The sequence below is a fragment of the Dyella sp. SYSU CM1112 genome (assembly GCF_058216415.1).
Genome location: NZ_JBZEGI010000040.1, coordinates 1 through 1,230, shown reverse-complemented (window position 1 = coordinate 1,230; position 1,230 = coordinate 1). Strand labels below are relative to the sequence as shown.

At 63.0% G+C, this 1,230-nt stretch carries 1 protein-coding gene; it reads left to right on the top strand.

What is annotated here, in order from left to right; translation table 11 throughout:
- Positions 1-59 precede the first annotated feature (59 nt).
- Positions 60-1,222 (top strand): IS3 family transposase gene (locus tag AC4HNJ_RS21505; RefSeq protein WP_490481663.1). Its coding sequence is split into 2 segments (ribosomal slippage): positions 60-309 and positions 309-1,222, totalling 1,164 coding nucleotides; the frame shifts between segments, so codons are not numbered across the junction.
- Positions 1,223-1,230 lie beyond the last annotated feature (8 nt).

Below are 1,230 nucleotides of genomic sequence, written 5' to 3'. Positions count from 1 at the left end.
TGTAGTGGCCTAATCCCCTTGGACACCCCGATAGGTCAAACTGACCGTCGAGGTGAATCATGGGACGTAAAGAAATCAGCGAGGCCGTAAAAGCCCAGGCCGTGGCGATGATCGTGGCAGAAGGGTGTTCGGTGCGGCAGGTCTGCGAATTGTTGGATGTTGGCCCCACAGCGGTGCGCCGCTGGGTGGATCAGTGGCGCACCGCGCATGAAGGACCAGCGCCGACTTCCGTGCAAGTTAGCGCCGAGCAGCAGCGGATCCGCGAGCTGGAGTCGAAGGTGGCGCGGCTGGAGGGGGAGCGCGATCTGCTAAAAAAATCCATCGCCTTCTTCGTGCGGGACAGCGATCGCAACACGCGGTGATCGATGTGCTGAAGGAGGCTTATCCGGTGAGCGTGCTGTGCCAGCTGATGGAGGTGGCGCGCAGTAGTTACTACGCGGCACGCCATCGGCGTGGACGTGTGCGTGTCGATTCCGCTCAGTTGGCGCAGGTGCGGCAGATTCACGCGGCCAGCCGGCATAGCTACGGCAGCCGTCGGATGGCGTGCGAGCTGACCCATCAGGGCACGCCGGTGGGGCGCCACCGGGCCCGTACGCTGATGCGGCAGGCCGGAGTTTGGGGCCATAAAAAACGCCGGCATCGCTACCGTGCCAGCGGCCCGGCGGCGTCAGTCGCGCCCAATCGCCTGGACCGACACTTTCAACCCGTCGCGCCCAATCACGTGTGGGCCGGCGATGTGACGTATATCGCCACCCGGCAAGGGTGGCTGTATCTGGCCATCGTGGTGGATTTGTATGCCCGCAAAATCGTCGGGATGGCGCTCTCGCGCCATGCCGACACAGCCCTGGTCACGCGTGCGCTGACGCAGGCGTGGGACGCGCGACGCCCCGCATCGGGCCTGATGTTCCATTCCGACCAGGGCGCGACCTATACCAGCGAACGGTTCGTCGCAGCGCTGGATCGTTACGGCATGGTGCAGAGCATGAGTCGTCGCGGAAACTGCTGGGATAACGCGGTGGTCGAGCGCGTGTTTCGCAGCCTCAAGCACGAATGGGTGAGCGGGCAGGTCTATCACAGCCACGAGGAAGCCAAACACGATATCGAAGCGTACTTAGCCTTCTATAACCATCGCCGATGGCATGCCGCCATCGGCCAACGCATTCCGGCCGTCGTTGACGCGATGGTCGGCAAAACTCCTATCGGACTGTCCAAGTTGGGTTGACCACTACA